This is a genomic window from Variovorax sp. AC194 (genome assembly GCF_979257995.1).
Map to the genome: position 1 here is coordinate 1,833,446 of NZ_OZ409823.1, position 26,719 is coordinate 1,860,164.

Below are 26,719 nucleotides of genomic sequence, written 5' to 3' on the forward strand. Positions count from 1 at the left end.
AATTAACGGCTGGTGCCGCAAGGCGCTCACTAGTCTGCCCCGTCCTTTCATCAAGAACGAACAGGGAGACTCGAATGAAACGTCTTTGGATCGCCATCGCAGCCTCGTTGCTGCTCACCGCCGCTGCCGCATCCGCCGACCCGCTGCCGACAAACCAGCTGCCGATGTACGGCGGTCGCGCGAAAACAGAAGCGATGAAAAGCGCCGATGCCGACTTCATCGCATCGATGGAGAAGCAGGGCCTCTCGCGCGCCGAGGGCGCCGGGCAGATGCTCAGGCTGGGCTGGACGGCCTGGGCCAAAAGAGACATGGCGACGGCCATGGCGCGCTTCAACCAGGCGTGGCTGCTGGACCCGGAGAACGGCAATGTGTATCACGGCTTCGCGCTGGTGGGCGCTGTCCGGGGCGATGCGCCATCCGACGTGGAGCCCCTGTTCCGGTTGGCAACGTCGAAGCGGAGGGTCGATGCCGAGGCCTTTGTCGACTACGGCTATTTCCTTGCATCGGAGGGTCGCCTGGACGCCAGCCTGCTGCAGTTGAACAAGGCACTCGAAGTCTCGGCAACGGCTCGCAACGCGCGCTCCAACATCGCGTTCGTGTACTACCTGAAGAACGACTTCGCCAGTTCCTGCGCCTGGGTTCAAAAGGCCGCGGCCAACGGCGACAGGATGGAAGCAGCGTTTCCTGAAGACATCTGCGCCCGCGCCGACAAGCCGCTGGACAGGAAGGCGAACGACAGCGCACGCCCACCCGCCTGAGTACCTCCGTGTACGCCACCCGGCGTATTTCCCCTTGTTGGTGCATTCCGCAGACTCCTCTCCATCGCCAGCCGCGTGCTGTCGACAAGGTTCAACCCAACCGGAGCAGGAGTCCACATGCAACGTCGTTTCACACTCAAGGCGCTCACCGCCGCCGTCGCGCTGGCCAGCATTTCTGCTGCGCCCGCATTTGCCGCCGACACCATCAAGGTCGGCGTGCTGCACTCGCTGTCGGGCACGATGGCCATTTCGGAAACCGTGTTGAAAGACACGGTGCTGATGGCCATCGACGACATCAACAAGAAGGGCGGCGTGCTGGGCAAGCAGCTCGAGCCCGTGGTGGTCGACCCGGCCTCCAACTGGCCCCTCTTCGCTGAAAAAACCAAGCAGCTGCTCGGCCAGGACAAGGTCTCGGTGATCTTCGGCTGTTGGACCTCGGTGTCGCGCAAGTCGGTGCTGCCGGTGGTCGAGGAAATGAACGGTCTCCTCTTCTACCCCGTGCAGTACGAGGGCGAAGAGCTCTCCAAGAACGTGTTCTACACGGGCGCCGCGCCCAACCAGCAAGCCATTCCGGCCGTCGATTACCTGATGAGCAAGGAAGGCGGCGGCGCCAAGCGCTGGGTGCTGCTGGGCACCGACTACGTCTACCCCCGCACGACCAACAAGATCCTGCGCGCCTACTTGAAGAGCAAGGGCGTGAAGGACACCGACATCGACGAGAAGTACACACCCTTCGGCCACAGCGACTACCAGACCATCGTGGCCGACATCAAGAAGTTCTCGGCCGGCGGCAAGACGGCGGTGGTCTCCACCATCAACGGCGACTCCAACGTGCCCTTCTACAAGGAACTGGGCAACGCGGGCCTGAAGGCCAAGGACGTGCCGGTCGTCGCCTTCTCGGTGGGCGAGGAAGAACTGCGCGGCGTGGACACCAAGCCGCTGGTGGGTCACCTGGCGGCATGGAACTACTTCATGTCGATCAAGAACCCGACCAACACGGCGTTCATCAAGCAGTGGAGCGACTACGCCAAGGCCAAGAACATCGCCGGCCACAAGGACAAGCCGCTCACCAACGACCCGATGGAAGCCACCTGGATCGGCATCCACATGTGGAAGCAGGCCGTGGAGAAGGCCAAGTCGACCGACACCGACAAGGTGATCGCGGCGATGGCCGGCCAGACCTTCACGGCTCCCTCGGGCATCGTCTCCAAGATGGACGAGAAGAACCATCACCTGCACAAGAGCGTGTTCATCGGCGAAATCAAGGCCGACGGCCAGTTCAGCGTGGTGTGGAAGACGCCGGGTCCGGTGAAGGCCAAGCCCTGGAGCCCGTACATCGAAGGCAACGACAAGAAGCCTGACTACCCGGCCGGCAAGTCGATGTAAGTGTGTTTCTCCCTCCCCCTCTGGGGGAGGGCAGGGGTGGGGGCTGACGGCGGTCGATCGAGCACCGCGCTTGTCCGGGCGCCGCGTGCCCCCACCCCAACCCTCCCCCGGAAGGGGAGGGAGCCAACCCAACTTCCAAGTTCATGATGCTTCGACGAACCCTTCACTGCGCATTCGCCGCCATGCTCTTCATGGCAACGGCCGCCCACGCGCTGACCGCCGACGAAGCCCGGGCCATCGCCTCCGGCGAGTCCGAAGCCCGCATCGCCGCGCTCAACAAGGCCGTGCTCACCGCCGACGAGAAGACCGCCGCGTTCATCCGGGCGATGTCCGACGATGCGGTGAAGTACACCGAAGACAAGGTCTTCGTGATGAAGGACGACAAAGGCTACGACCCCGTGACGGGCACCGAGCTGAAAGTGCCCGACACCGCCGAAGACGTCGTCAACAACAACCTCATGCGCGGCGCGCTCGATGCCGCGCAGGCCGCGCTCAAGCTCACGAGCAAGGACGACGCGGTGCGCGCCGAAGCCGCGCAGGCGCTCTTCAAGGAGCCCGACGAATCGCGCATTCCGATGGTCGAGAAAGCGCTGGCCGCCGAGACCAACCCGAAGATCAAGGCGCAGCTCGAACTCGTGCGCGCCGCCGGCATGCTCACCAGCGCCGACAAGGCCAAGCGCCTCGCCGCGGCCAAGGAGCTGGGCAGCAACCGCAACCCCGACACCAAGCTGCTGCTGAACCAGCGCCTGGCCGACGAGACCGAGGCCGACGTCAAGACGGCGATCGCCGCCTCCATCGCCAACATCGACGGCGCGCTGGTCTGGGGCGACCGCATCAACGCCGTGTTCAGCGGCATCAGCCTGGGCTCGGTGCTGCTGCTCGCGGCGCTGGGCCTTGCCATCACCTACGGCCTCATGGGCGTCATCAACATGGCGCACGGCGAGCTGATGATGATCGGCGCCTACGCCACCTACGTGATGCAGGGCATCTTCCAGAAGTACATGCCCGAGGCGGCGTTCGGCTGGTACCTGGTCGCCGCGATTCCCGTGTCGTTCCTCGCCTCGGCGCTCGTGGGCGCGGTGCTCGAGCGCGGGGTCATCCGCTTTCTCTACGGCCGGCCGCTGGAGACGCTGCTGGCCACCTGGGGCATCAGCCTGATGCTGCAGCAGCTGGTGCGCACGCTCTTCGGCGCGCAGAACGTCGGCGTGGAAAACCCCGGCTGGATGAGCGGCGGCTTCACGATGCTGAGCAACGTCACGCTGCCGTGGAACCGCATCTGCATCATCATTTTTGCTGTGCTCGTGTTGCTCGCGATGGGCTGGCTCATCGGCAAGACGCGCCTGGGCCTCTTCGTGCGCGGCGTGACGCAGAACCGCCCGATCGCCTCGTGCATGGGCGTGAACACCGCGCGCATCGACACCTACGCCTTCGCGCTCGGCTCGGGCATCGCGGGCCTGGCGGGCTGCGCGCTGAGCCAGATCGGCAACGTCGGGCCGGACCTCGGCCAGAGCTACATCGTGGACAGCTTCATGGTGGTCGTGATGGGCGGCGTCGGCCAGCTCGCGGGCACCGTGTATGCGGCGCTGGGGCTGGGCATTCTCAACAAGTTCATCGAAGGCTGGGCGGGCGCGGTGCTCGCGAAGATCGCGGTGCTTGTCTTCATCATCATCTTCATCCAGAAGCGTCCGCAAGGCATCTTCGCGATGAAGGGCCGGAGTGCAGAGGCATGAGCAAAGTCGTTTTGCCAACCAAAGGGCCGCTCTTGAGCGGCAAGGGCTGGACGGCCTTCTTCGTCGCATTGATCGTGGTGTGCGCCGTGGCGCCGGTGCTCAATATCGTGGTGCCGGCGGACAGCCCGCTGCACATGAGCGACTACGCGGTGGCGCTGGTCGGCAAGATCATGTGCTACGCCATCTGCGCGCTGGCCATGGACCTGATCTGGGGCTACACCGGCATCCTCTCGCTCGGACACGGCCTCTTCTTCGCGCTCGGCGGCTACATGATGGGCATGTACTTGATGCGCCAGATCGGCCGCGACGGCAACTACAAGAGCGACCTGCCGGACTTCATGGTGTTCCTGGACTGGAAGACGCTGCCCTGGCACTGGACCTTCAGCGACAGCTTCATCGCCACGCTGATCCTCATCGTCGCGGTGCCGGGCGTGATCGCCTTCGTGTTCGGCTTCTTCGCCTTCCGCTCGCGCATCAAGGGCGTGTATTTCTCGATCATCACGCAGGCCATGACCTTCGCGGCGATGCTGCTGTTCTTTCGCAACGAGACGGGCTTCGGCGGCAACAACGGCTTCACCGACTTCAAGCGCATCCTGAACATCCCGATCGCCACGCAGGAAATGCGCATGACGCTCTTCGCGCTCACCGGCCTCACGCTGCTGGGCTTCTTTCTCTTCGCCAAATGGCTCATCGGCAGCAAGTTCGGCCGCGTGCTGCAGGCCATCCGCGATGCGGAAACGCGCGTGATGTTCTCGGGCTACAACCCGCTGCCCTACAAGCTCACGATCTGGGTCATCTCGGCCGTGATGTGCGGCGTGGCCGGCGCGCTCTATGTGCCGCAGGTGGGCATCATCAACCCGGGCGAGATGAGCGCGGCCAACTCCATCGAGATCGCGATCTGGGCCGCCGTCGGCGGGCGCGCCACGCTGATCGGGCCGATCATCGGCGCCTTCATCGTCAACGGCGCCAAGAGCTGGCTCACCGTCGCGTACCCGGAGTACTGGCTGTACTTCCTGGGCGCCTTGTTCATTGCTGTCACGCTGTTCCTGCCGAACGGCATCGTGGGTCTGGTGAAGAAGTGGTTGACCAGGGAGAAGGCGGCACCGGCCGCGCCGAGCGCAGGCCGTGAAGAGGCGCAGCGCGCCATGGCCGCCGGGCAGGGCATGGAGCCAGAGGCGCTGCACGCGCCGCTCGCCGCCGACGTGAAGGGAGCCCGCGCATGACGCCCGATTTGATGGACGCCGGCGCCGAGCGCGCGGCGCGCGCCAGCGGCATTCACTGTGCGAGCGGCAGCACCGAGTCGGGCGGCCGCGAGGCCGGCTTCGGCCGCATCGCGACGCCGGGCGAGGTCGACGTCACGCACGGCCGCATCCTCTACCTGGAAGACGTGAGCGTGAGCTTCGACGGCTTCAAGGCCATCAACAAGCTCTCGCTGGACATCGCCCCGGGCGAGCTGCGCTGCATCATCGGCCCCAACGGCGCGGGCAAGACCACGATGATGGACATCATCACCGGCAAGACCCGGCCCGATTCGGGCACCGTATTCTTCGGCAGCACCATCGACCTCCTGCGCCACCGCGAAGCCGACATCGCGCAGCTGGGCATCGGCCGCAAGTTCCAGAAGCCGACGGTGTTCGAACACCTCACCGTGTTCGAGAACCTCGAACTCGCATTGAAGACCAACAAGGGCGTGCGCGCCTCGATGCTGTTCAGGCTCGATTCCGCGCAGAGCGATCGCCTCGCCGAAGTGCTTCAGACCATCCACCTGGCCGACAGCGTCTCGCGCCTGGCGGGCAACCTGAGCCACGGCCAGAAGCAGTGGCTGGAGATCGGCATGCTCCTGATGCAGGACCCCAAGCTGCTGCTGCTCGACGAGCCCGTGGCCGGCATGACCGATGAGGAAACGGCGCGCACCGCCGAGCTCTTCCTCACGCTCAAGGGCAAGCATTCGCTGATGGTGGTGGAGCACGACATGAGCTTCATCCGCACCATCTCCGAGATCGTCACCGTGCTGTGCGACGGCTCGGTGCTCGCGCAGGGCACGCTCGACGAGGTGCAGGCCGACGAGCGCGTGATCGAGGTCTACCTGGGCCGCTGAGGAACCGAAGCCATGCTGACAGTCAAGAACATCCACCAGTACTACGGCGGCTCGCACATCCTGAGGGACGTGAGCTTTCAAGCGACGCTCGGCAAGGTCACCGTGCTGCTGGGCCGCAACGGCGTGGGCAAGACGACGCTGCTCAAGTCGCTGATGGGCCTCGTGCCCATCAAGAGCGGCAGCATCGAGCTGGAGGGCAAGCCGATTCAGAAGGCCACGCCGTACGACAGGGCGAGGGCGGGCATCGGCTTCGTGCCGCAGGGCCGCGAGATCTTCGCGCGGCTCACGGTCGAGGAGAACCTGCGCATGGGCCTGGCCTACAAGAGCGGCAGCACGCCCATTCCGTCGGAGCTGTTCGAGCTCTTCCCGGTGTTGAAGCAGATGATCAACCGCCGCGGCGGCGACCTCTCGGGCGGGCAGCAGCAGCAACTGGCCATCGCGCGCGCCCTCGCGCCCAAGCCCAAGCTCCTGATCCTCGATGAGCCGACCGAAGGCATCCAGCCGAGCATCATCAAGGACATCGGCCGCGTCATCCGCATGCTGGCCGACCGCGGCGACATGGCCATCGTGCTGTGCGAGCAGTACTACGACTTCGCGCAGGAGCTGGCCGACGACTACCTCGTGATGGAGCGCGGCGAGGTCATCGCGCGGGGGCTGGGCAAGGACATGGAAGCGCAGGGCGTGCGCCAGCTCGTGGCGATCTGACCGATCCTCGGCGGGGGCGGTGCGAGGCCGCGACACCGCAGGGTCTTGGCATCTGCGTATCGGCCTCGATTCAGGGTTTACCCTAAAATCGACCCTTGCCCGTCGCCGCCGGGCGCCCTCCCAGGAGCCTGGCCTTGAACGCCTCCCCCCGCGCTGGACAGCGCGGACACCACTGTTTCCGTCACTTCGCCGTCGTCGAAGCCCGTCAATTTCGTGCGGGCCGTGCTCGCGCTCGGCGTCGGCGGCTTCGCCATCGGCACGGGCGAATTCGTCATCATGGGCCTGCTGCCCGAGGTCGCGCGCGACATCGACGTCAGCATTCCCCAAGCCGGCCACGTCATCAGCGCCTATGCGCTCGGCGTGGTCGTCGGCGCCCCGGTGCTGGCCGTGCTCGCGGCAGGGTGGGGCCGGCGCGCCTTGCTGATCGCACTGATGGCCGTGTTCGCGGCCGGCAATTTCGCCAGCGCGATGGCGCCGGGATATCTCTCGCTCAACCTGCTGCGCTTTGCCACGGGCCTGCCGCACGGCACCTATTTCGGCGTGGCCGCGCTCGTGGCGGCCACGCTCGCGCCACCCGGGCGCCGTGCGCGCGCCGTGGGCCTCGTGATGCTCGGGCTCACCGGCGCCACGCTGGTGGGCGTGCCCATCGCCGCATGGCTCGGCCAGCTCTTCGGCTGGCGCGCGGCCTTCGTGTTCGTCGGCGTGATCGCGCTCGTGGCCGTGGTGCTCCTGCGCCGCGACGTGCCCGACATCGCCGCCGCGGCCGGCGCCAGCCCGTGGCGCGAGCTCGGCGCGCTCAAGCGCAAGCAGGTGTGGTTCACGCTGGGCATCAGCGCCATCGGCTTCGGCGGCATGTTCGCGGTGTTCAGCTACATCAAGCCGACGCTCACCGAGGTGGCGCACCTGTCGGTGCACAACGTGCCCTTCGTGCTCGCGCTGTTCGGCCTGGGCATGGTCACCGGCAACATCGTGGGCTCGCGGATGGCCGACAAGTCGCTCATGCGCACCATCGCCGGCGTGCTCGTGTACGCGGTGCTGGTGCTCGCGCTCTTCACCTTCGCGGCGCAGCACGTGGTCACGGCCGCCATCGGCGTGTTCCTCATCGGCACCACCGTGGCCATCGGCCCGGCGCTGCAGATTCGCCTGATGGACGTGGCCGGCGATGCGCAGACGCTCGCCGCCGCGCTCAACCACTCGGCCTTCAACATGGCCAACGCGCTGGGTGCGTGGCTGGGCGGCGTGGCCATCTCGGCGGGGCTGGGCTGGACCTCGACCGGCTGGGTCGGCGCACTCCTCGCGCTCGCCGGCATTGGCATCTTCGGCTGGGGCGTGATGAGCGCGCGGGCCGATGCGCGCCTTGACGCCGTTCAGCGCGCGCCGAGCGCCTCGTAGAGCTTCAGCGCCGCGCGCGCCGTCTGCTCGTCGCAGATCAGCACCGACAGCAACTTCGCCCGCAGCACGGCCGCGATGATCGGCGCCTTGTTCTCGCCGCCCGAGGCGACGATCACCGTCGGAATACGCGCGAGCTCTTCGAGCGAGGGCGCCACCACGCGCTGGTTCAGTGCGTGCTTCACGGGCTTGCCGTGGCGGTCGAGGAACTGGCCGATGATGTCGCCCACCGCCTTGGCCTGCCGCAGCCCGGCCACGGGCACGTCCTTGGGCAGCCCGTAGCGCACCAGCAGTGAACGCGTGCTGAGGTCGCCCACGCTCAGCAGCGCGACGTCGTTGGCCGCGATCTGACTGAACGCTTCCTTGAACACATCCTGCGAGACGATGGTGTCGCGCGACTTCGCGCTGCCCGCGTACAGCGGCGCGGCCAGGTAGCTGCACTGCGCGCCGAGCCGCGCGGCGAAAGCGCTCGCGGTCTCGAAGGTGTTGATCTCCAGCCCGCGCGTGAGCCCGCCCATGATCGAGTTGACGTGCAGGTTCGGCCATTGGCCCGGCGTGACGTGGCGGATCGCCTCGCGCAGCGTCGCGCCCCAGCCCACGCCCAGGCCCCGCACGCGCTGCGTTTCCAGCAGCCGCGAGAGGTATTCGCCCGCCGTGCGGCCCAGCAGCACCGGAATGAGGTCGGGGCTCTCGGGCGTCGGAATGATCACCGCTTCGCGCAGGCCGCACACCGTGCGCAGCTCCTCTTCGAGCCTGAGGCACCCCTCGTGGCGCGAGTTGATCTTGATGCTCACGAGCCCGCTCTCGCGCGCCTCGCCGAGCAGCCGGTTCACGCGCAGCCGCGTGAGCCCGAGCTTCGTGGCGATGCCGTCCTGCGTGAGCCCCTCCATGTAGTAGAGCCAGGCCACACGCACGGCCACCTGATCTTCCTCAGCCATCCGAATGCTCCGTTGTTGTGTGCCGATTCTGCCGCGTGATGGTGAAAACACCGGGTAGTCACCTGCTTGAAACAAATGCATTTCAGAATATACACTTGTTCATCGCCGGCGAATCCGGCGCAAGAATCCCTGGAGACATGAGCGAACAGACATCCCCGCTGCGGGCCGCATTGCGCGATGCCGCGGTCACGAAAGAAGTCGTCGTCGAGCGTGCCGCGGTGCGCGCGATGCCCGACGTGCTGCAGCGCGCCGCCCCCGGCGCGCGCTGGATGCTCGTGACCGACGAGACCACCTGGGACGTCGCGGGAGAGGCTGCACAGGCCTTGCTCGAGGCGCGCGGCATCGCGCTCGCGCCGCCGCTCATGCTGCCCGCGCGGCCACGCCTCAAGCCCCGCGTCTCGGCCTCGGCCACCATCGCGCGCCAGCTCGCCGCGCACGACCTCACGCCGGTGGCTGTGGGCTCGGGCGTCATCAGCGACCTGGTCAAGCACGCGGCGTCGATCGCGGGCAAGCCTTACGTCTGCTTCGCCACCGCCGCCTCGATGGACGGCTACGCCGCCTCCGGCGCGGCGCTGCTCGATGAGGACGGCTTCAAGCGCACGCTCGCGTGCCCGCCGCCCGTCGCGGTGCTCGCTGACCTGGGCGTGCTGGGCGCCGCCCCCGCGCGCATGACGGCATGGGGCTACGGCGATCTCGCGGGCAAGACCGTGGCCGGCGCCGACTGGCTGCTGGCCGATGCACTGGGCGTCGAGGCCCTGAGCCGCCGCCCCTACGACATGGTGCAGGCGCACCTGCGCGACTGGCTCGGCGCGCCCGGCCGCATCGCCGCGCGCGATCCCGAGGCCACGGGCGACCTCATGGCGGGCCTCCTGGTCAGCGGCTTCGCGATGCAGGCCCACGGCAACTCGCGCCCGGCCAGCGGCAGCGACCACCAGTTCTCCCACCTCTGGGAGATGGAGAACCTGCAGATCGACGGCGAACCCGCCGCGCACGGCGCCTGCGTGGGCGTCGGCTGCGTCGCGATGCTCGCGATGTACGAATGGCTGCTGGCGCGGCCCGATGCCGCCTTCGCATCGGCTGCAGTGCAGGCGCAAGACGGCTGGGACGACAGCGCACTCTCACGCGAGATCGAGGCCGCCTTCGACCGCGAAGAATTCCGCACCGCCGCGCGCGAGGAGATGCAAGCCAAGCGCGCCGCCGGCGGCCGCCGCGCCCGCATCGAAAACCTCATCGCCCTCTGGCCCGACCTGCGCGCCCAACTCGCGCACCAGCTCATCGGCGCGGCCGACATGCAGCAGCGCCTGCGCACCCTCGGCGGCGCCGCGCACCCCGACGACCTGGGCATCGCCGCCGCGCGCCTGGCCGCCGACTACCGCCGCGCGCGCCTCATCCGGCGCCGCTACACCGTGCTCGACCTGCTCGACGAACTCGGCTGGCTCGATGCCGCGATCACCGATCTCTTCAGCCCCGGCGGCTTCTGGTCCGCCTGAACCTGCACCCCACGATCCACAGGAGACAGCGATGAATCTCGAACGACGCAGCACCCTGGCCACGCTGGCCATCTCATCCGCGCTATGGCTCGCGAGCGCCATGCCGGCAGCGGCACAACCCGTGCAGATCCAGTGGTGGCACGCCATGGGCGGCGCGCTGGGCGAGCGCGTCGACGAACTGGTGAAGAACTTCAACGCCTCGCAGCAGAAGTACGTGGTGGTGGCCGTCAACAAGGGCAACTACGACGAGGTCATCAACGGCACCATCGCCGCCTACCGCGCCAAGCGCGCGCCGGCGCTCGTGCAGATCTACGAACGCGGCTTCATGACCATGCTGCTCTCGGACGCGACGATGCCCGTGCAGGACCTGCTCGACCAGCGCGGCTACAAGGTCGAGTGGGCCGATTTCGTCAAGCCCGTGGCGGGCTTCTACAGCTACAAGGGCAAGCTCATGACGATGCCCTTCAATTCGTCGTCGCCCATCCTCTGGTACAACAAGACGCACTTCGAGAAGGCCGGTTTCGCCAAGCCCGCCGAGACCTGGCAGGAGCTGGAAAAGCAGCTCTACGCCATCAAGCAGAAAGGCATCTCGGCCTGCGGCTCGGTGCTCGCGGGCGACTACCACTGGAGCCTGCTGGAGAACTACAGCGCCATCAACGACCTGCCGTACGCGACCAAGGCCAACGGCTACCAGGGCCTGGACACCGAGTTCACCTACAACAAGACCTCGGTGGTCTCGCAGGTCGGGCGCATCAAGAAATGGATCGACGACGGCGTGATGCAGATCGCCGGCCAGGGCCTGAGCCCCGAGCAACTGTTCACCTCGGGCAAGTGCTCCACCTTCTTCGCCTCCACGGCCGCGCACAGCGGCATCGAGCGCGAGGCCAAGATCGACTGGAGCGCCACGTACCTGCCGTGGGAAGAGGGCAAGCAGCCCCGGAACAGCACCATCGGCGGTGCGTCGCTGTGGGTCATGAAGGGCCAGAAGCCGGCGGAGTACGAAGCCGCCGCGGCGTTCCTGGACTACCTCGCCAAGCCCGAGACGCAGGTCTGGTGGCTCAAGGCCACGGGCTACGTGCCGTTGACCAACAAGGCCTATGAAATGGCGAAGTCGCAGGGCTACTACAAGGACCACCCGACGCGCGAGATCGCGATCCTGCAGCTCACGCGCGGCACGCCCACGGCCAACTCCACGGGCTTTCACTTCGGCAACTTCACGCAGACCATGATGGCGCAGCGCGACGAGTTCGAGAACGTGGTCGCGGGCAAGAAGACGCCGCAGGTGGCGATGGACGATGCCGTCAAGCGCGGCAACGAAATCCTGCGCCAGTACGAAAAGCTCAACAAGGGCCGCTACTGAAGCGGCACCGGGCCCGGAAGAACGAAGCATGGCCAAGCCCGAAGCAGGACTCAAGCGCGCGCACTTCAAGGACGTGCGCCTGCCCGTGCTGCTGCTCCTGCCGCAGCTGGCGATCCTGCTGTTCTTCTTTTTCATTCCGTCGTTCCGCGCGCTCGGGCAGGCCTTCTTCCTGTCCGACCCGTTCGGCAACACGGTGCACTTCGTGGGCTTCGACAACTTCGCGCAGCTGCTGCGGAGCGAGACGTACCACGAGTCGGTGAAGGTCACGGTGGTGTTCACCATCCTGCAGAACCTGCTGACCATCGCGGTCGCGCTGGTGCTGGCCTTCGCGAGCGACCGCGTGATCCGCGGGCGCGGCATCTACAAGGCGATCATCCTGCTGCCCTATGCCATTGCGCCGGTCATCGCGGGCATCCTCTGGGCCTTCCTCTTCAACCCTGCGGTCGGTCCGCTCGCGCACGTGCTGCATGCGATCGGCTTTGCGTGGGACCCGAACCGCGTGGGCTCCGACGCGATGATCCTGGTGATCCTGGCCGCCTCGTGGAAGCACGTCTGCTACGACTACATCTTCCTGCTCGCGGGCCTCCTGGCAGTGCCTTCGTCGCTGCTCGAGGCGGCGGCCGTCGATGGCGCGGGGCCGCTCAAGCGCTTCTTCAGCATCGGGCTGCCGCTGCTCATGCCGACGATGTTTTTCCTCGCGGTGATGAACTTCGTCTACGGCTTCTTCGAGATCTTCGCCATCGTCGATGCGGTCACGCAGGGCGGGCCGGCGGGCGCGACCAACGTGCTGGTGTTCAAGGTCTACGTCGATGGCTTCATCAACCTGGATCTCGGGTCCTCGGCCGCGCAGTCGGTCATCCTGATGATCTTCGCGCTCTTCATGACGCTGCTGCAGTTCCGCTACGTGGAGCGGCGCGTGAGCTACGACGTATGACGCTTCAGACAAAGGACCGCCGCCATGGTTGAACGCGCCCCCGTGCTCGATGCCGTCTGCCACGCGATCCTGCTGGTGGGCGTGGCGTGCGTCTGCGTGCCGCTGTACCTCGCCTTCGTCGCGGGCTCGCTCACCATCGGCGAGGTGCAGCAGGTGCCGCTGCCATGGCTCCCCGGCGACCAGTTCGTGCAGAACCTGCGCACCGCATGGACGCAGGCCAACTTCGGCCGGCTGTTTCTCAACTCGTTCATCGTCGCGCTGGGCATCACGGTCGGCAAGATCGCGGTGTCGCTGCTGTCGGCCTTCGCGATCACGTACTTCCGCTTTCGCTTTCGCATGACGGCGTTCTGGCTCATCTTCGTGTCGCTGATGCTGCCGATCGAGGTGCGCATTTCGCCGACCTACGAGTCGGTCGCCAATGCGGCGCTGCCGGTGCAATGGCTGGTCGAGACGCTGCACCTGTCGCAGCTGTGGAATGCGGTCACCGGCCACAGCATCGACATCCAGCTCTCGTGGAACATGGTCGATACGTACCCGGGCCTGATCCTTCCGCTCATCGCCTCGGCCTCGGCCACCTTCCTGTTCCGCCAGTTCTTCCTCACGGTGCCCGACGAGCTGTGCGAAGCGGCGCGCATCGATGGTGCCTCGCCGATGCATTTCTTCTGGACCATCCTGCTGCCGCTCTCGCGCTCGAACATCGCGGCGCTCGCAATCATCCTGTTTCTCTACGGCTGGAACCAGTACCTCTGGCCGCTGCTCTTCACCACAGACAAGGACATGGCGACCGCGGTGATCGGCCTGAAGCACCTGATCCCGCGCGCCGATTCGCAACCGGCCTGGAACGTGGCAATGAGCGCCGCGCTCCTTACCATGCTGCCGCCCATTCTCGTGGTGGTAGCGTTGCAGCGGTCGTTCGTCAAAGGGCTGGTGGACAGCAGCAAGTGAAGCGCATGCAACCAACAAGGACACTGCAGAAAATGATCATCGTGGGGCACCGCGGCGCACGCAACCTCTGGCCCGAGAACAGCCTGGGCGGCTTTCGCAAGCTCATCGCATCGGGCGCCGATGCGGTCGAGTTCGATGTGCAGGAAACGCGCGACGGCACGGCCGTGGTCATTCACGATCCGCTGCTGGACCGCACCACCGAAGGCACCGGCCCCATCCGCGACCGCACGGGCGCCGAGGTGCTGGCGACGCGGCTGCGCGAAGGCCAGGGCGAGCACGGTGGTGAGCGCGGCGAATGCGTGCCGTCGCTCACCGAGGTGCTGCGCCTTTTCGCGCCCACGCGCATGGAACTGCATGTGGAGATCAAGACCGACGCGGCCGGCGAACTGCCCGCGGGCGCCGTCGCGCGCATGGTGCAGGCGCTGCACGACGCGGGCGTGGCCGAGCGCAGCTACCTCACCTGCTTCGTGCCCGAGGTGCTGGAGCAGGTGCTCGCCTGCTGGCCCGGCGGCCGCGTGCTCGCGTCGCTGGACCACCGCTCGGCCGAGATGCTCGGCGGCATCGGCCGCGCGCTCGCGCGCTATGCGGCGATGCCGGGGTGCGTGGTCGCCGTCGAGAAGAAGCTGCTCGCGGCGACGTGGTCGCAGTGCCTGGCCGCGCTCGGCACCGAGCGGCTGGGTGCATGGGTCATCAACGAGCCCGACGAGATCGCGCACTGGCTCGCGATGCCGATACGGCAGATCACCACCGACCGGCCCGACCTCGCGCTGGCCGCGCGCCGATGAGCGCATGGCCGATATCGCGACGGCGCCTGCTGTGCAGCGGGCTCGCCGCCGCGTCGCTGGGCCATCCTTTTCTTCAACTGCACGCGCAGCAGGCATCGCGCGACCTCTTCACGCTGGGCGTGGCTTCGGGCACGCCCCGGCCCGATGGCATGGTGCTGTGGACGAGGCTCGCACCCGAGCCGCTGCAAGGCGGCGGCATGGGCGATGCGCCGGTCGATGTGCGGTGGGAGGTCGCGGAGGACGAGCGCTTCCGGCGCATCGTCGCCAAGGGCACGGCGACGGCCACGGCGGAGCTCGCGCATTCGGTGCATGTCGAGGTACAGGGGCTGCAGCCGGGCCGCCCGTACTGGTACCGTTTCACTGCAGGCGGCGCACGAAGCCCCGTCGGCCGCACGCGCACCGCGCCGGCGGAGGGCGACGACGCTTCGCAGTCCATCCGCTTCGCCTTCGCCTCGTGCCAGCAGTACGAGCAGGGCTACTACGCGGCGTACCGCGACATGGCCGCGCAGCCGCTGGACTTCGTCGTGCACCTGGGCGACTACATCTACGAAAGCTCCTGGGGTTCACGCCACGTGCGCCGCCACGAAGGCGGCATCCCGACGCAACTGGCCGAGTTCCGCGACCGCTACGCGCTCTACAAGACCGATGCGCACCTGCAGGCCGCGCACGCCGCCTTCCCCTGGCTCGTGACCTGGGACGACCATGAGGTGGCCAACGACTACACCGACGACGTCTCGCCGCGCACCATCGACCCCGCGCAATTCCTCGCGATCCGCGCCGCCGCGTACCAAGCGTGGTACGAGCACATGCCCGTGCCCGCGAGCATGCGGCCGCGCGGCGCCGATGCCATCATCTACGGCCGCCACCGCTTCGGCCGCATGCTCGACGTGCTGCTGCTCGATGGGCGCCAGTACCGCTCGCACCATGCGTGCCTCGCGGGCCGCAGCGCCTCGCCGCTGGCCGATTGCGCCGACCGGTCCGCGCCCGGGCGCAGCTTTCTCGGCGCGAAGCAGGAGGCGTGGCTCGCGAACGAACTGGCCGCGCCGCCCGCGCGCTGGACCGTCATCGCCCAGCCCACGCTGCTCGCCGAGGCCGACCGCAAGCGCGGCCCCGAGCACGGCTACTGGATGGACGGCTGGGACGGCTACGCGGCCTCCCGCACGCGCCTCCTCGACGCGCTGGCCGCGAACAAGGCGCGCGGCGGCGATGCGCTGGTAGTGAGCGGCGACGTGCACGCGTTCTGGGCCGCCGACCTGCGCCGCGAGCCGGAAGGCGCGGCCATCGCGACCGAGTTCGTCGGCGGCGCCATCACCTCCGAAGGCCCGAGCGCCGCGAGCGTGGCCAACATGCTTGCGAAGAACGAGCACCTGCGCTACGGCCGCGCCGACAAGCGCGGCTATGCGCTCATGACGCTCGATGCGCGCGGCTGCGCGGTCGAGTTCCGCGCGGTGGACGATGAGAAGAACGCCGACTCGGCCGTGGCCCCCATGGCCCGCTTCTCGGTGGCGCGCGGCGCGCCCGGCGTGCATCTGGAAACCACCTGAAATCTCCCGCGCCTGCAGGATTGCGCGGCCGTGCCTATGATGGCCGCCGCCCCCCATCCCTCCCTCATCTCCCTCGGAGCGCGCCCCCATGAGCATTCCCACCACCCGACTCGGCCGCACCGGCCTCACCGTGTCCCGCCTCGCCCTGGGCACCATGACCTTCGGCCTGCAGACCGACGAGGCCGTGTCGCACCAGATCCTGGACAAGGCGGCCGAAGGCGGCATCAACTTCCTCGATACCGCCGACGTGTACCCGCTCGGCGGCACCGTCGAGACCACCGGTCGCACCGAAGAGATCATCGGCAACTGGCTCGAAAAACAAGGCCCCGCGGGCCGCCGCCGCTTCGTGGTCGCCACCAAGGCGGTCAACAAGGTCGGCCCGAATCCGTGGGACCAGGGCGCATCGCGCAAGCACCTGCTCGATGCCATCGACCTCTCGCTCAAGCGCCTGAAGACCGATCACGTCGACCTCTACCAGCTGCACATGGACGACCGCGAGACGCCGCTCGAAGAGACGCTCGAGGCGCTCGATGTCATCGTGAAGTCGGGCCGCGCGCGCTACATCGGCGTGTCTAATTTCCTGGCCTATCGCCTGGCCCGCGCGCTGGGCAAGTCCGACCTGCACCGGTTCACGCGCTTCGTCTCGGTGCAGCCGCGCTACAGCCTGCTGTTCCGCGAGATCGAGCGCGAGCTGCTGCCGCTCGCGAGCGAAGAGGGCCTGGGCGTGATCCCCTACAACCCGCTGGCCGGAGGCCTCCTCACCGGCAAGTACAAGCCCGGCGCCAAGCCCCAGGAGAACACCCGCTTCACGCTCGGCACCGCCGGCAACATGTACCAGGACCGCTACTGGAACGAGCGCAGCTTCAACACCGTGACGCAGCTGCACAAGCTGGCCGACGAGGCGGGCGTGCCGCTCGCGACGCTGGCGGTGGCGTGGGTCATGGCCAACCCGCTGATCACCGCGCCGCTGCTCGGCGCGAGCCGCCCCGAGCAGCTCGAGGCGACCATCGCGGCGGCCGAGTACAAGCTCGATCCGGCGCTCAAGCAGAAGCTCGACGAGCTCACGGCCGAGTACCGCAAGGGCGACGCGCCGCGCTGAAATGCATTGCTCCTTCCCCCTCTGGGGGAAGGCCGGGATGGGGCAGGCAGAGCGCCCAAGGCGAGCGCCGCCGTGCCCCCACCCCAACCCTCCCCCAGATGGGGAGGGAGCAAAACCCAAGCCATCGACGTTCAACATCGCGCGCTGATTGCATTGCTCCTTCCCCCTCTGGGGGAAGGCCGGGATGGGGGCAGGCAGAGCGTCCGAGGCGAGCGCCGCCGTGCCCCCACCCCAACCCTCCCCCAGTGGGGGAGGGGGCAAAACCCAAGCCATCGACGTTCAACATCGCGCGCTGATTGCATTGCTCCTTCCCCCTCTGGGGGAAGGTTGGGATGGGGGCAGGCAGAGCGTCCGAGGCGAGCGCCGCCGTGCCGCCACCCCAACCCTCCCCCAGTGGGGGAGGGAGCAAAACCGGAAACTGTCAGAACTGTCAGTTAGTGGACAGCGAAGGGTTTGATGGGGGTTCTTAGAGTGAACCCACCATGGTTCTCTTTGCTGCAACTCCCTCTTCGTACAAGGCGACAGCCATCGCGCTCGCCGCACTGCTGCTCGCGGGCTGCGCCGTCGGCCCCGACTACGTGCGGCCCTCCATGGACCTGCCGGTCGCCTACAAGGAAACCGGCCCCTGGAAGACCGCCACCCCGCAGGTCATCGACGCCAGCCATCCCTGGTGGGAGGCCTACGGCGACGGCACGCTGAGCGCGCTGGTCGTGCAGGCCAACGCCGCCAACCAGAACATCCGCGTCGCCGAGGCCCAGTACCGCGAGGCACAGGCGATAGCAGCCGCCGCGCACGCGGGCTTCTTCCCGACCGTGGGCATCAACGCAGGCGGGACCCGCGCGCAGACCAACAGCACCGGCGCCGTCAAGCTGGGCACCACCGACACCCTGGGCCTCGCCGCGAGCTGGGAGCCCGACCTGTGGGGCGCCGTGCGCCGCTCCGTCGAGGCCGGCAACGCCGACGCACAGGCCAGCGCCGATGACCTCGCCGGCGCGCGACTGAGCATCCAGACCACGCTCGTGCAGGACTACCTGCAGATCCGCGTCATCGACCTGCAGCGCGACCTGTATGCCAGCACCACCGCGGCCTACGCCAAGGCGCTCGAACTCACGCAGCACCAGTACGCCGCGGGCACGGTGCTGCGCTCCGACGTGGCCCTCGCGGAGAGCCAGCTCAAGACCGCCGAGGCGCAAGCCGTCGATCTCGAAGCGCAGCGCAGCCAGCTCGAACACGCCGTCGCGGTGCTGACAGGGCAGGCGCCCGCATCGTTCTCGCTGCAGCCGCTGGCTTCATCCGCACAGGCGACGCCCGCCTCGCTCTCGTCCACCGAGGCGCTGCGCGTGCAGCTCCCGGTCACCCCCGCGGGCCTGCCTTCGGAACTGCTGGAGCGCCGCCCCGACATCGCGGGCGCCGAGCGCCGCGTGCAGGCGGCCAACGCCAACATCGGCGTGGCCAAGGCGGCGTACTACCCGCAGATCGTGCTCAGCGCGAGCGGTGGATTCAGTGCCGGCAACCTCGCCTCGCTCTTCAACACACCCAGCCGCGTGTGGTCGCTCGGCGCGGCACTTGCGCAAACGGTGTTCGACGGGGGCCTGCGCAAAGCCCACACCGACCAGGCCGTGGCCGTCTACGACGCCTCGGTCGCGCAGTACAAGCAGACCGTGCTCGGCGGCTTCCAGCAGGTCGAGGACAACCTCGCGGCGCTGCGGGTGCTCGACCGCGAGTCCGCGCTGCAGGCGCAGGCCGTGCAGGCCTCGCAACTGGCCGAGCGCCTGGCGCTGAGCCAGTACCGCGCCGGTACTGCCACCTACCTGAGCGTGGTGACGGCCCAGCAGCTCTCGCTCACCAACCAGCGCACCGCCGCGCAGGTGCTCGGCCGCCAGCTCGCGGCCAGCGTCTCGCTGATCGCGGCCACCGGCGGCGGCTGGACCGCCGACGCCGCCGCTGCAACGACTTCCGGAAATTGATGCCATGACGACGACAACCCAAGCCCCCCTTCAGCGCCGCTCGACCTGGGTCGCGGCCGCCACGCTCGTGATCGTTTTGGGCGGCGGCGCCTGGGCGCTCAACCACAACAAGGCCTTCGGCGCCAAGCCCGAAGCCCCCAAGACACCGCCCGTGCAGGTGACGACCGCGCGCGTCACGCCGCAGAACGTGCAGGTCTACCGCTCGGGCATCGGCACCGTCGCCTCGATGGCCACGGTCACCGTCAAGGCGCGCATCGACGGGCAGCTGGACAAGGTCGGCTTCACCGAAGGGCAGGACGTGAAGGCCGGCCAGCTGCTCGCGCAGCTGGACCCGCGCACGCTGCAGGCGCAGCTCGCGCAAGCGCAGGCCACCCGAGCGAAGGACGAGGCGCAACTGGCCAACGCCCGCGCGGACCTGAAGCGCTACACCACGCTGATCGCGCAGGACGCCGCCACGCAGCAGCAGCTCGACACGCAGAAGGCGCTGGTCAACCAACTCGCCGCCACCGTGCAGACCGATGCCGCGCAGGTGCAGTTCGCCGAGGTGCAACTGAGCTTCACGCGCATCGTCTCGCCGATGAACGGCCGCGTCGGCGCGCGGCTGGTGGACCCGGGCAACATCGTGCATGCGGCCGACACCAACGGCCTGGTCGTCATCAACCAGATCGACCCCATCGCGGTGCAGTTCACGCTGCCCGAAGAGGCGGTGCAGGACATCAACCGCGTGCAGCAGCAGAGCAACCAGCCGCTCGCGGTGGTGGCCTACGACCGCGCCGGCAACCAGATGCTGGGCGCCGGCAAGCTCATCCTGCTGAACAACCAGATCGACACCACCAACGGCACCGTGCAGCTCAAGGGCAGCTTCGCCAACCCGCAGCACACGCTGTGGCCCGGCCAGTACGTCAACGTGCGGCTGGACCTGGACCGCCGGCCCGACTCGCTCACCGTGCCCGCCGCCGCCGTGCAGCGCGGCCAGGACGGCACCTACATCTGGGTGGTCGATGCCGAGAACAAGGCCAGCAACGTGCCGGTGCACGTGCTGCAGATCGCCGACGGCGTGGCCGTGATCGACAAGGGCCTGGCAGCCGACCAGCGCGTGGTGGTCGATGGGCAGTACAAGCTCAAGCCAGGCTCCAGCATCGTCGAGCCGCCGCCCGCCAAGAAGGCCGCGGCCGCCACCGCTGCCACCACCCCCAGCGGGAGCGGCAATTGAGCATCTCCGCCGCCTTCATCAAACGCCCCATCGGCACCACGCTGCTGGCGCTCGCCATCCTCTTGGTCGGTGCGGCGGTGTTTCCGCTGCTGCCGGTGGCACCGCTGCCGCAGGTCGACTTTCCGACGATCCAGGTCTCGGCCAACCTGCCGGGCGCGAGCCCCGAGACCATGGCGTCCAACGTGGCGCAGCCGCTGGAGCGGCAGTTCTCGCTGATCGCGGGCCTCTCGCAGATGACCTCCACCAGCGGCCTGGGCTCCACGCAGATCACGCTGCAGTTCGACCTGGACCGCAGCATCGATGCCGCCGCGCTCGACGTGCAGGCGGCCATCAACGCCTCCACCGGCCAGCTGCCGGCCAACCTGCCGAGCCCGCCCACGTTCCGCAAGGTGAACCCGGCGGATTCGCCGATCCTGATCCTCTCGGTGCAATCGAAGACGCTGCCGCTCACCGAGGTGAACGACTACGCCGACAACATCCTCGCGCAGCAGATCTCGCAGATCGCGGGCGTGGGCCTGGTGAACATCGGCGGTGCGCAGAAGCCCGCGGTGCGCGTGCAGCTCGACCCGACCAAGATGGCCGGGCTGGGCCTGAGCCTGGAGGACGTGCGCACCGTGCTCGCATCGGCGACGGTGAACGCGCCCAAGGGCACGATCGACGGGCCGAACCAGAGCTTTACCGTCTACACCAACGACCAGCTCCTGAAGGCGCAGCCGTGGAACGACGTGCTGCTGGCCTACCGCAACGGCGCGCCGATCCGCGTGCGCGACATCGGCGTGGCCGTGGACGGCCCCGAGAACGCGAAGATCGCCGGCTGGGCCTACGCCGGCGCCGCCGCGCCCGCGGGCAGCACCGTGCAGAACGGCCGCTCCATCGTGCTGGCCATCACCAAGCAGCCGGGCGCCAACGTGATCGAGACGGTGGACCGCATCAACGCCGCGATGCCGCGCCTGAAGGCATCGATTCCGCCGACCGTCGACGTCAACGCGATCATCGACCGCACGCAGACCATCCGCGCGTCGGTGAAAGACGTGGAGTTCACGCTGCTGCTGACCATCGCGCTGGTGGTGGCCGTGATCTTCGTGTTCCTGCGCAACGTGCCGGCCACGCTGATCCCCAGCGTGACGGTGCCGCTCGCGCTCCTGGGCACGGTGGCGGTGATGTACCTGCTGGGCTATAGCCTGGACAACCTCTCGCTCATGGCGCTCACCATTGCGGTCGGCTTCGTGGTGGACGATGCCATCGTGATGCTGGAGAACATCTACCGCTACGTGGAAGAGGGCATGTCGCCGCTGGAAGCCGCGTACAAGGGCGCGGGCGAAATCGGCTTCACGATCATCTCGATCTCGGTGTCGCTCATCGCGGTGTTCATTCCGCTCTTGCTCATGGGCGGCATCGTGGGGCGGTTGTTCCGCGAGTTCGCGGTGACCGTGACGCTCACCATCGTGGTGTCGGTCGTGATCTCGCTCACGCTCACGCCGATGCTGTGCTCGCGCTTCCTGAAGAACGAGCACGCGCGCAAGCACGGGCGGCTCTACCAGCTGTTCGAGCGCGGGTTCGATGCGATGCTCAACGGCTACAAGCGCGGGCTGCACGTGGTGCTCGATCACCAATTCATCACGCTGATGGTCTTCATCGCCACGGTGGCGGCCACGGGCTTTTTGTTCATGGTCATCCCCAAGGGCTTTTTCCCGCAGCAGGACACGGGCTTCATCTCGGGCTTTGCCGAATCGGCGCAGGACGCGTCGTTCGCCTCCATGAACGCCCGCATGCTCGAGCTGGCCGACGTGGTGCGCAAGGACCCCGATGTGACCGGCTTCGGCATGAACGGCAGCTCCTCGACCTACAACACCGGCAACTTCTTCATCAGCCTCAAACCCAAGGACGAAGGCCGCAGCGCCACCGCCGACGAGATCATCACGCGGCTGCGCCCGCAACTGGCCAAGGTGCAGGGCGTGAACCTGTTCCTGCAGGCGGGGCAGGACATCCGCGTGGGCGGCCGGTCGTCGCGCACGCAATACCAGTACACGGTGACCGATGCTAACCTGGACGAGCTCAACACCTGGGCGCCCAAGCTGCTCGCGCGGTTCAGGCAGCTGCCCGAGATCACCGACCTCGCCTCGGACCAGCAGAACGCCGCCGCATCGGCCGTGCTCACCATCGACCGCGACCGCGCATCGAGCTTCGGCATCTCGCCCGCGACCATCGACGCGACGCTCTACGACGCGATCGGCCAGCGGCAGGTGGCGCAGTACTTCACCCAGCTCAACAGCTACCACGTGGTGCTGGAAGTGACGCCCGCGCTGCAGCAGGACCCGGCGCTCTTCAGCAAGCTGTACCTCACCTCGCCGCTCACCGGCCAGCAGGTGCCGCTGTCGACCTTCGTGAAGGTGGACACCAGCAAGACCGCGTACCTCTCGATCAGCCATCAGGGGCAGTTCCCGGCGGTGACGATCTCGTTCAACCTCGCACCGGGCCATGCGCTGGGCGATGCGGTCAACGCCATCAACAAGGCGCAGGCCGACATGGGCCTGCCGCAGTCGCTCAGCGGTTCGTTCCAGGGCACGGCGCAAGCGTTCCAGGATTCGCTGTCGTCGCAGCCTTACCTCATTGCCGCGGCGCTGGTGGCGGTGTACATCGTGCTGGGCCTTTTGTACGAGAGCTACATCCACCCGCTCACGATTCTCTCGACGCTGCCCTCGGCCGGCGTGGGCGCGCTGCTCATCCTCATGGCGGGGGGCTACGACCTCAGCGTGATCGCGCTGATCGGCATCATCCTCTTGATCGGCATCGTGAAGAAGAACGGCATCATGATGATCGACTTCGCGCTCAAGGCCGAGCGCGAGCAGGGCATGGCGCCGCAGGAGGCGATCTACCAGGCGTGCCTCCTGCGCTTCCGTCCGATCATGATGACCACGATGTGCGCGCTCCTCTCGGGCCTGCCGCTGATGCTGGGCCACGGCTCGGGCTCGGAGCTGCGCCGGCCGCTGGGCTACGCGATGGTCGGCGGGCTGATACTCTCGCAGGCACTCACGCTGTTCACCACGCCGGTGGTCTACCTGTACCTGGACCGCGCCCACTACTGGTACCTGCGCCGCAAGGAAGCGCGCAAGGCCCGCAAGGGTGCAGGGAACGGCGAAGAGATCCCGCCGGTGGCGCAAGCGCACGGTTAGGTGCCAGCCGAATGGAGCGAGACACGCACATGAAGATCCTGATTGTCGAAGACGAGCTGAGAACCGCGGACTACCTCTCCAAGGGGCTGACCGAGCAGGGCTGCACGGTCGACATGGCGCACAACGGCATCGACGGCCAGCACCTGGCGCTCACCCACGAGTACGACGTGATCGTGCTGGACGTCATGCTGCCGGGGCAGGACGGCTTCGCGGTGCTGCGCGCGCTGCGCGCCGTCAAGGAAACGCCGGTCATCATGCTCACCGCGCGCGACCGCGTCGAAGACCGCATCAAGGGCCTGCACGAAGGCGCGGACGACTACCTCATCAAGCCCTTCTCGTTCCTCGAGCTGCTGGCGCGCCTGCAGGCGCTCAACCGCCGCGGGAGGAAGCAGGAGCCCGTGCAGCTGCGCATTGCCAACCTGCAGATCGACCTGCTCGCGCGCAAAGCCTTCCGGGGCGCGACGCGCATCGACCTCACCGCCAAGGAGTTCGCGCTGCTGGCGGTGCTCGCGCGGCGCCAGGGCGAGATCCTCTCGAAGACCGCCATCGCCGAGCTGGTGTGGGACATGAACTTCGACAGCAACACCAACGTGGTCGAGGTGGCCATCAAGCGGCTGCGCGACAAGATCGATGCGCACTTCAGCCCCAAGGTGCTGCACACCATCCGCGGCATGGGCTACGTGATGGAGGTGCGCGAGGCGAGCGAACAGCGCGACGCCGACGCAGGCGGCCAGAACGAAGCACAAGGGGAGGGCGGCGCCCCGTGAAGCGCTCCATCACCGTGCGGCTGGTGGCGATGTTCACGGTGGCGGCGCTCGCCACCTTCGCGCTCATCGGTGCCGCGCTGCACGGCGTGCTCGCGCGCGAGCTGGAGCGCCACCAGTACGAGGAGCTCGACACCACCGTCAAGAGCCTGCAGTTCTGGATCCAGGCCATCGGCACGCCCGAGCGCTGGTCGCGCGTGCAGGCCCGCATGGACGCGCTCACGCCCGAGGACGGCAGCGTGCGCTTCTGGGTGCTGAGCGACGACCCGCGCTTCCAGTACGGCAAAGGCCTGGCCGAAATCGACGGCCTCACCCGCGAGGCCAACGGCCGCAGCACCGACATCGTGCTGCCCGGGCAGGAGCGGCCGTTCCGCACGCTCTCGGTCCACGTGCCGCCGTTCGAGAACCGGCCGGCGGTGCGGCTCATCGTGGGACGCAACTCCGAGCCCTACGAACGCACCCGCGAGACCTTCCTGACCGCGCTGCTCGCGCTCGGGCTCGGCGGCGTGCTGGTGGTGGCGGTCGCGGGCTACTGGATCGCGCGCGTCGGGCTGCGGCCGCTCGAGCGGCTGTCGGGCGAAGCGCAGGCACTGCGCCCCAAGACCCTGTCGCAGCGCCTGCAGACCACGGCGCTGCCGGTGGAGCTCTCGGCGCTCGCCGAGGCCTTCAACGGCGCGCTCGCCCGGCTCGAAGAGGCTTACGGGCAGTTGGAGGCCTTCAATGCGGACGTGGCGCACGAGCTGCGCACGCCGCTCGCCAACCTCATCGGCAGCACGCAGGTCGCACTCTCGCGCCAGCGCAGCGCGGGCGACTTCGAGGAGGTGCTGCAGGCCAACCTGGAAGACCTGGAGCGGCTGCGCTCCATCGTCAACGACATGCTCTTTCTCGCGCGCGCCGACCGCGGCGAGGTGGCCACCGGCCTCGTGCTCACGCCCGTGGCGCAGGAGGTGCGCAAGACCATCGACTTCTTCGAGTTCGTGCTCGACGAAAGCGGCTCGCGCGTCGGCATCGCGGGCGACGTGGAGGCAGAGGCGCGGCTGGAGAGCGCGCTCTTTCGCCGCGCCATGTCGAACCTGCTGCAGAACGCCATCGAGCACTCGCCGCCGGGCGCGCAGATCACCGTCACGCTGCGGGAGGAAACCGCGGCGACATGGATTGCCGTGTCGAACCCCGGCGCGGCCATCGGCCAGCTGCACCTGCAGCACCTGTTCGACCGCTTCTACCGCGTGGACGCGTCCCGCAACGACAGCGGCGAGCACCACGGCCACGGCCTGGGCCTGGCCATCGTGAAGGCGGTGGCGAGCATGCACGGCGGGCAGGTCAGCGCATCGAGCGAGGGCGGGGTGAACACCTTCGCTTTCAGTGTCTCGCGGACCGGCTGAAACGCGCTTTCGAATGGCCTGCGCCCGGTACGTTCTTGGGCCATACCGGACAATCGGGGCTCGCATGAACCCCGCTCCCACCCCGCAACTGCTTGGCGCATCGACCGAAAGGCTGGCATGGCGCAGCTGATGTCGCTGCTGGTGCAGAACGCGATCCTGGTGGTGTTCGCCGCGAGCTTTGCCGCCCGCCTGGGCCTGCCGGTGCCGGCCGCCGCGGTGCTGGTGGTCACCGGCGCGCTGCTGGCGGCGGGCGATGTGTCGGTCGTCGGCGTGGTGCTCGCCGCGGTCGTCGCCAACCTCTTGGGCGACGGCGCCTGGTTCTACGCGGGCCGCCGCTTCGGCTACCGCTTCATGCGCCTTTTGTGCCGCATCTCGCTGTCGCCCGACTCGTGCGTGCGGCGCGGCGAATCGCTCATCACCGACTGGGGTGGCCTATCGCTCGTGGCCGCCAAGTTCGTGCCGGGCGTCTCGGTGGTGGCTCCGCCGATGGCCGGCGCGCTGGGCATGTCGGTGCGGCGCTTCATCAGCTTCGACGTGGGCGCCGCGCTCATCTGGACGGGCCTGTTCCTGGGCCTGGGCTGGGCCTTTCGCGACCAGATCCAGGAAGTGCTCGCCGTGCTGGCCCAGGCCGGCGGCATCGCCACCGCCGCGATCGCGGTGCTGCTGCTGGTGATCCTGGCCGTGCGCTACTGGCGCCGCCGCGCCTTCATGCGCCTGACGGGCATGCCGCGCATCTCGGTGGACGAGCTGTACGACATGCTCGGCGGCGAGGAGCCCCCCTTGATCATCGACGTGCGCGGCAAGGCCGGCGTGCAGGTCGATCCGCGCCGCATTCCGGGTGCGCTGCCCTACACCTTGAAGGCGCTGCAGCACCGCCACCTGGACCTTGCGATCGACCCCAACCGCGACGTGGTGCTGTACTGCAACTGCCCCAACGAGGTGTCGGCCGCGCAGGCCGCGCGCGTGCTGCTGGCGCGCGGTGCGCGGCGCGCCTTGCCGCTGACCGGCGGGCTCGATGCGTGGGTGGCCTCGGGCCGGCCCACCAGCCTGCACTGACCA

21 protein-coding genes are annotated in these 26,719 nt (G+C 68.0%); 20 read left to right on the forward strand and 1 reads right to left on the reverse strand.

What is annotated here, in order from left to right; genetic code table 11:
- Window positions 1–74 precede the first annotated feature (74 nt).
- The 7 genes from ACZYRS_RS08885 (at window position 75) to ACZYRS_RS08915 (ending at window position 8,069) form a co-directional block, all read left to right on the forward strand.
- On the forward strand, window positions 75–758 hold the full coding sequence (locus ACZYRS_RS08885; protein ID WP_463418923.1) for a tetratricopeptide repeat protein: 684 nt from the start codon (window positions 75–77) through the stop codon (window positions 756–758).
- Between the two features lie 117 nt (window positions 759–875).
- The gene (gene urtA / locus ACZYRS_RS08890) at window positions 876–2,144 is read left to right on the forward strand and encodes an urea ABC transporter substrate-binding protein (RefSeq protein ID WP_176659534.1); all 1,269 of its coding nucleotides are present in this window, start codon (window positions 876–878) and stop codon (window positions 2,142–2,144) included.
- A gap of 182 nt (window positions 2,145–2,326) precedes the next feature.
- Window positions 2,327–3,874, forward strand: a complete 1,548-nt coding sequence (urtB, locus tag ACZYRS_RS08895) for an urea ABC transporter permease subunit UrtB (RefSeq protein WP_463418924.1) — start codon at window positions 2,327–2,329, stop codon at window positions 3,872–3,874.
- Complete coding sequence (gene urtC, locus ACZYRS_RS08900) at window positions 3,871–5,097, forward strand: urea ABC transporter permease subunit UrtC (RefSeq protein ID WP_463418925.1); 1,227 nt, start codon at window positions 3,871–3,873, stop codon at window positions 5,095–5,097. The genes urtB and urtC overlap by 4 nt, the downstream gene beginning before the upstream one ends.
- A complete protein-coding gene (gene urtD, locus ACZYRS_RS08905) occupies window positions 5,094–5,972 on the forward strand; it encodes an urea ABC transporter ATP-binding protein UrtD (protein WP_463418926.1) in 879 nt (292 codons plus the stop codon). The genes urtC and urtD overlap by 4 nt, the downstream gene beginning before the upstream one ends.
- A 12-nt stretch (window positions 5,973–5,984) precedes the next feature.
- Window positions 5,985–6,677: an urea ABC transporter ATP-binding subunit UrtE gene (gene urtE / locus ACZYRS_RS08910; RefSeq protein ID WP_042581180.1), complete on the forward strand. Its 693-nt coding sequence runs from the start codon at window positions 5,985–5,987 to the stop codon at window positions 6,675–6,677.
- Between the two features lie 153 nt (window positions 6,678–6,830).
- The gene (locus tag ACZYRS_RS08915; RefSeq protein ID WP_463422471.1) at window positions 6,831–8,069 is read left to right on the forward strand and encodes an MFS transporter; all 1,239 of its coding nucleotides are present in this window, start codon (window positions 6,831–6,833) and stop codon (window positions 8,067–8,069) included.
- Here ACZYRS_RS08915 and ACZYRS_RS08920 read toward each other — a convergent pair.
- Window positions 8,045–9,004, reverse strand: coding sequence for a sugar-binding transcriptional regulator (locus tag ACZYRS_RS08920; RefSeq protein ID WP_463418927.1), 960 nt, complete (start codon window positions 9,002–9,004; stop codon window positions 8,045–8,047). The two genes, ACZYRS_RS08915 and ACZYRS_RS08920, sit on opposite strands and share 25 nt — an antisense overlap.
- Before the next feature lie 137 nt (window positions 9,005–9,141).
- On the opposite strand from ACZYRS_RS08920, the gene ACZYRS_RS08925 reads away from it, so the two are divergent.
- From ACZYRS_RS08925 to ACZYRS_RS08985, 13 genes are all read left to right on the forward strand, one after another.
- Window positions 9,142–10,494, forward strand: coding sequence for a sn-glycerol-1-phosphate dehydrogenase (locus ACZYRS_RS08925; protein WP_463418928.1), 1,353 nt, complete (start codon window positions 9,142–9,144; stop codon window positions 10,492–10,494).
- Window positions 10,495–10,525: 31 nt separating this feature from the next.
- Window positions 10,526–11,854, forward strand: a complete 1,329-nt coding sequence (locus ACZYRS_RS08930; RefSeq protein ID WP_463418929.1) for an extracellular solute-binding protein — start codon at window positions 10,526–10,528, stop codon at window positions 11,852–11,854.
- Between the two features lie 28 nt (window positions 11,855–11,882).
- Complete coding sequence (locus ACZYRS_RS08935; protein WP_463418930.1) at window positions 11,883–12,788, forward strand: ABC transporter permease subunit; 906 nt, start codon at window positions 11,883–11,885, stop codon at window positions 12,786–12,788.
- Between the two features lie 24 nt (window positions 12,789–12,812).
- A complete protein-coding gene (locus ACZYRS_RS08940; RefSeq protein ID WP_198786704.1) occupies window positions 12,813–13,733 on the forward strand; it encodes an ABC transporter permease subunit in 921 nt (306 codons plus the stop codon).
- Window positions 13,734–13,765: 32 nt separating this feature from the next.
- A complete protein-coding gene (locus ACZYRS_RS08945) occupies window positions 13,766–14,518 on the forward strand; it encodes a glycerophosphodiester phosphodiesterase family protein (protein WP_463418931.1) in 753 nt (250 codons plus the stop codon).
- Window positions 14,515–16,062 (forward strand): alkaline phosphatase D family protein, encoded by a 1,548-nt coding sequence (locus ACZYRS_RS08950; protein ID WP_463418932.1) that lies wholly within the window; start codon window positions 14,515–14,517, stop codon window positions 16,060–16,062. Before ACZYRS_RS08945 ends, ACZYRS_RS08950 begins: the two co-directional genes overlap by 4 nt.
- A gap of 88 nt (window positions 16,063–16,150) precedes the next feature.
- Window positions 16,151–17,161 (forward strand): aldo/keto reductase, encoded by a 1,011-nt coding sequence (locus ACZYRS_RS08955; protein WP_463418933.1) that lies wholly within the window; start codon window positions 16,151–16,153, stop codon window positions 17,159–17,161.
- Between the two features lie 482 nt (window positions 17,162–17,643).
- The gene (locus ACZYRS_RS08960; RefSeq protein WP_463418934.1) at window positions 17,644–19,128 is read left to right on the forward strand and encodes an efflux transporter outer membrane subunit; all 1,485 of its coding nucleotides are present in this window, start codon (window positions 17,644–17,646) and stop codon (window positions 19,126–19,128) included.
- Window positions 19,129–19,132: 4 nt separating this feature from the next.
- Window positions 19,133–20,341, forward strand: a complete 1,209-nt coding sequence (locus ACZYRS_RS08965) for an efflux RND transporter periplasmic adaptor subunit (protein ID WP_198786709.1) — start codon at window positions 19,133–19,135, stop codon at window positions 20,339–20,341.
- Window positions 20,338–23,514: a multidrug efflux RND transporter permease subunit gene (locus tag ACZYRS_RS08970; RefSeq protein WP_463418935.1), complete on the forward strand. Its 3,177-nt coding sequence runs from the start codon at window positions 20,338–20,340 to the stop codon at window positions 23,512–23,514. Before ACZYRS_RS08965 ends, ACZYRS_RS08970 begins: the two co-directional genes overlap by 4 nt.
- 29 nt (window positions 23,515–23,543) lie before the next feature.
- Window positions 23,544–24,281 carry a heavy metal response regulator transcription factor gene (locus ACZYRS_RS08975; protein ID WP_198786711.1) on the forward strand — a complete coding sequence of 246 codons (738 nt, stop codon included), beginning with the start codon at window positions 23,544–23,546 and terminating at the stop codon, window positions 24,279–24,281.
- Window positions 24,278–25,660, forward strand: a complete 1,383-nt coding sequence (locus ACZYRS_RS08980; protein WP_463418936.1) for a heavy metal sensor histidine kinase — start codon at window positions 24,278–24,280, stop codon at window positions 25,658–25,660. Before ACZYRS_RS08975 ends, ACZYRS_RS08980 begins: the two co-directional genes overlap by 4 nt.
- 117 nt (window positions 25,661–25,777) lie before the next feature.
- On the forward strand, window positions 25,778–26,716 hold the full coding sequence (locus ACZYRS_RS08985; RefSeq protein ID WP_463418937.1) for a VTT domain-containing protein: 939 nt from the start codon (window positions 25,778–25,780) through the stop codon (window positions 26,714–26,716).
- Window positions 26,717–26,719 lie beyond the last annotated feature (3 nt).

What these genes read in the sequence shown, in the direction of transcription:
- ACZYRS_RS08885 (WP_463418923.1), top strand. Translation starts at nt 75, where the DNA reads ATGAAACGTCTTTGGATCGCCATCGCAGCCTCGTTGCTGCTCACCGCC.
- urtA (WP_176659534.1), top strand. Translation starts at nt 876, where the DNA reads ATGCAACGTCGTTTCACACTCAAGGCGCTCACCGCCGCCGTCGCGCTG.
- urtB (WP_463418924.1), top strand. Translation starts at nt 2,327, where the DNA reads ATGCTCTTCATGGCAACGGCCGCCCACGCGCTGACCGCCGACGAAGCC.
- urtC (WP_463418925.1), top strand. Translation starts at nt 3,871, where the DNA reads ATGAGCAAAGTCGTTTTGCCAACCAAAGGGCCGCTCTTGAGCGGCAAG.
- urtD (WP_463418926.1), top strand. Translation starts at nt 5,094, where the DNA reads ATGACGCCCGATTTGATGGACGCCGGCGCCGAGCGCGCGGCGCGCGCC.
- urtE (WP_042581180.1), top strand. Translation starts at nt 5,985, where the DNA reads ATGCTGACAGTCAAGAACATCCACCAGTACTACGGCGGCTCGCACATC.
- ACZYRS_RS08920 (WP_463418927.1), bottom strand. Translation starts at nt 9,004, where the DNA reads ATGGCTGAGGAAGATCAGGTGGCCGTGCGTGTGGCCTGGCTCTACTAC.
- ACZYRS_RS08925 (WP_463418928.1), top strand. Translation starts at nt 9,142, where the DNA reads ATGAGCGAACAGACATCCCCGCTGCGGGCCGCATTGCGCGATGCCGCG.
- ACZYRS_RS08930 (WP_463418929.1), top strand. Translation starts at nt 10,526, where the DNA reads ATGAATCTCGAACGACGCAGCACCCTGGCCACGCTGGCCATCTCATCC.
- ACZYRS_RS08935 (WP_463418930.1), top strand. Translation starts at nt 11,883, where the DNA reads ATGGCCAAGCCCGAAGCAGGACTCAAGCGCGCGCACTTCAAGGACGTG.
- ACZYRS_RS08940 (WP_198786704.1), top strand. Translation starts at nt 12,813, where the DNA reads ATGGTTGAACGCGCCCCCGTGCTCGATGCCGTCTGCCACGCGATCCTG.
- ACZYRS_RS08945 (WP_463418931.1), top strand. Translation starts at nt 13,766, where the DNA reads ATGATCATCGTGGGGCACCGCGGCGCACGCAACCTCTGGCCCGAGAAC.
- ACZYRS_RS08950 (WP_463418932.1), top strand. Translation starts at nt 14,515, where the DNA reads ATGAGCGCATGGCCGATATCGCGACGGCGCCTGCTGTGCAGCGGGCTC.
- ACZYRS_RS08955 (WP_463418933.1), top strand. Translation starts at nt 16,151, where the DNA reads ATGAGCATTCCCACCACCCGACTCGGCCGCACCGGCCTCACCGTGTCC.
- ACZYRS_RS08960 (WP_463418934.1), top strand. Translation starts at nt 17,644, where the DNA reads ATGGTTCTCTTTGCTGCAACTCCCTCTTCGTACAAGGCGACAGCCATC.
- ACZYRS_RS08965 (WP_198786709.1), top strand. Translation starts at nt 19,133, where the DNA reads ATGACGACGACAACCCAAGCCCCCCTTCAGCGCCGCTCGACCTGGGTC.
- ACZYRS_RS08975 (WP_198786711.1), top strand. Translation starts at nt 23,544, where the DNA reads ATGAAGATCCTGATTGTCGAAGACGAGCTGAGAACCGCGGACTACCTC.
- ACZYRS_RS08985 (WP_463418937.1), top strand. Translation starts at nt 25,778, where the DNA reads ATGGCGCAGCTGATGTCGCTGCTGGTGCAGAACGCGATCCTGGTGGTG.